Annotated in this window: 2 protein-coding genes and 1 pseudogene; all 3 read right to left on the bottom strand. The window is 61.9% G+C overall.

The window, feature by feature from the left end:
• Nucleotides 1-85: 85 nt before the first annotated feature.
• Nucleotides 86-841 carry a methyl-accepting chemotaxis protein gene (locus tag ACW9I6_RS31870; RefSeq protein ID WP_371103562.1) on the bottom strand — a complete coding sequence of 252 codons (756 nt, stop codon included), beginning with the start codon at nt 839-841 and terminating at the stop codon, nt 86-88.
• Between the two features lie 102 nt (nt 842-943).
• Nucleotides 944-2,083 (bottom strand): annotated as a pseudogene (locus ACW9I6_RS31865) (PDC sensor domain-containing protein); the annotation flags it as partial.
• A gap of 264 nt (nt 2,084-2,347) precedes the next feature.
• Nucleotides 2,348-2,749: a YbaN family protein gene (locus ACW9I6_RS31860; protein WP_003214107.1), complete on the bottom strand. Its 402-nt coding sequence runs from the start codon at nt 2,747-2,749 to the stop codon at nt 2,348-2,350.
• Nucleotides 2,750-2,859: the final 110 nt, after the last annotated feature.

The following is a 2,859-nucleotide window of genomic DNA, read 5'->3' as shown; positions in this document are numbered from 1 at the left end:
TCAGTCAATACATGTACCGACTGATCCACCGCATTCGCGGGCAAGCCCGCTCCCACATTTGGTGCTTACTGGCTTCAAGCTCGGGTCAAACCCGAAACTGATCCATCAGCTTCATCTGCTGGCTGGCCAGGGCGTTGAGCTGGCTGCTGATGGCCGCCGATTCGGTGGCCTGGCCGGTCAGGGTTTCGGTCACCGTGCGGATCGCCGAGACGTTGCGGTTGACCTCCTCGGCCACCGCACTTTGCTGCTCGGCGGCGCTGGCGATTTGCAGGTTCATGTCGCTGATCACCGTTACCGCATCGCTGATCTTGCCCAGGGCCTGCACCGCCTGATGAATCTGCCCGGCGTTGTTCTGCGCCTGGGTCTGGCTCGAATGCATGGTCGCCACCACTCCACGGGTGCCAGTCTGGATGCGTTCGATCACCAGGCGAATCTCCTCCACTGAATCCTGGGTGCGCTTGGCCAGGTTGCGCACCTCGTCGGCCACCACCGCAAAACCGCGCCCGCTTTCCCCGGCTCGCGCCGCTTCAATCGCAGCGTTCAGGGCCAGCAGGTTGGTCTGTTCGGCGATGCTGCGGATCACTTCCAGTACCGAGCCGATCTGCTCGCTGTTCACCGCCAGGGCTTCGACTTCGGTCACGGCCTTGCTGACTTCTTCGGCCAGGGTGGTGATGTCGCGGGTGCTGCGTTCAATGATCTGCATGCCTTCGCGGGCTGACTGGTCGGCGCCGCGGGCCGCGCTGGCGGCGTTGGAGGCGCTGTTGGCCACGTCGTGGGCGGTGGCGCTCATTTCATTCGAGGCGGTGGCCACCTGGTCGATCTCACGGAACTGCACCTGCATGCCTTCGCTGGTCTGGCGCGCGATTGCCGAGGACTGGTCGGCGGTGCCACGGGCTTCGGTGATGCTTTGCTTGATCTGCGCGATGGTCGGCTGCAGCTTGTCGAGGAAGCGGTTGAACCAGTTCACCAGTTCCCCCAGTTCATCTTTTTTACCGTAGGCCAGGCGCTGGGTGAGGTCGCCGTCGCCGCTGGCGATTTCCTTGAGCATGGCGGCCACGCTGTTGATCGGCCGGGTCACGCCGGTGGCGGTCAGCCAGATCAGCAACAGGCCCAGCAGCCCGGCGGCTGCGCCTACCAGCAACGCCTTGACGGTGCCACTGGCCTGGGCCTTGTCGAGCACCGCCTGGAGTTTGAGCGAGTCTGCCAGCAGCACTTGTTTGGGCAGTTTGATCACCACGCCCCAGGATTTGGCGTCGGCAATCGGTTTGACCGGGTACACGGCGCGAATCGTGCCGTCTTCCTCGCGGATCTTGCGGGTATCGCTGGCCAGCAGTTGCACGATCTCTTTGCCTTCCGCACCGAGGGTGTCCACCAGGTTTTTGCCGACTTTGGCCGGCTCGCCGCTGTAGCCGGCGATCAAGCCGTTACCGGACAGTATTTCGAGAATTCCGGCGCCGTTGAACAGTTCTTTTTGCGCCGCATCGGTCGCCGCTTGCAGGGCATTGAGGGCGAGGTCCACACCGACCACGCCGATCACTTTGCCGTCGACCAGCAGCGGCAGGGAAATGGTGGTCATCAACACCGGCTTGCCGGCCACGGTGTCTTCATACGGGTCCAGCAGGCAGGTGTTTTTTGTGTCTCGTGGGCAGGTGTACCAGATGTTGTAGGGCGTGCCGCTGAGGTTGAGGGTGGTCTTGGTCAGGTCATCCTCGACCATCACGGTGTTCAGGCCTTCACCGCCGGCGCGGCTCCAGTAGCTGGAAAAGCGGCCTTTTTCGTTGGACACACGGGCGGCATCATTGACGAATTCACTGTCTTTGCCATCGAGGGCGTTGGGCTCGAACGACAGCCAGATGCCGAGCACCTTGGTGTTGCGGTCGAAGGCGGTTTTCAGGCTGTGGTTGAGTTCTTCACGCAGGGCCCCGGCATCCAACGAGCGCTTGCCGGCCAGAGTGCGCAGGTCCTTGATCTGGTCGGCCAGGGCCGTCACCACCAACAGGCTTTCACCGAAGGTTTTTTGCAGTTGCACCGCTTGCTCGGCGGCCTTGGCCTGCAGCAGGTTCTGCACACTGTCGGTGAGCATTCGCGAGCTTGAATCGCTGATGAGTTCGTCGTTCTGGTTGGTCTGGTACAGGTTCATGCCGACCACCAGGGCGATCACCCCCAGCAGGCACAGACCGGACAACAGCACGATTTTCAAGCGAATGGAGAGGGTGTCGAACATAGAAGTACCCGCGAATGGACTTATTAGTATGCAAGCTCACGCGAGTCCATTCGGCGCTATGCCCGGAACATCGGCTTGGGCCGGCAGTTCATGAGCGGGAGCCGATGAGCGGTAGTCAGGGTGTCAGGTGGGTTGCGGGAGACGTTCCGGTCGCGACCAGATCCACAGGTTGCCCATGCTCATTCCGGCGATGGCCAGGTAGATCGGCCAGCCGTGGTCGAGCATCACCAGCATCAGGCCGGCGCACAGCAGCATGCTCACGGTGGCGCTGACTTTGGCCCGGCGGGCGATGATCCTGCCATTGCGCCAATTGAACAGGATCGGCCCGAACAGCCGGTGGTTTTCCAGCCAGGCACTCAGGCGCGGCGAGCTTTTGGTGGCGGCCCAGGCGGCCAGCAGGATGAACTCGGTGGTGGGCAAGCCCGGTACCACAATCGCAATCAAGCCGATGCCCAGGCTGACGTAGGCCAGCAGGCCGAACAGGACGCGGGCGATTTTGGATGAGGATTGGGTTTTGCCGGTCATGGGTGCGGTTTGCATGGATGGATTTACGAAGGATTCAAAGTGAAACCGGATCAAAATGTGGGAGCGGGCTTGCTCGCGAATGCGGTGGTTCAGTCACCAGATATATTGAC

The organism is Pseudomonas sp. SDO5522_S412 (genome assembly GCF_054071215.1).
This window is presented reverse-complemented; position numbering and strand designations above follow the sequence as displayed.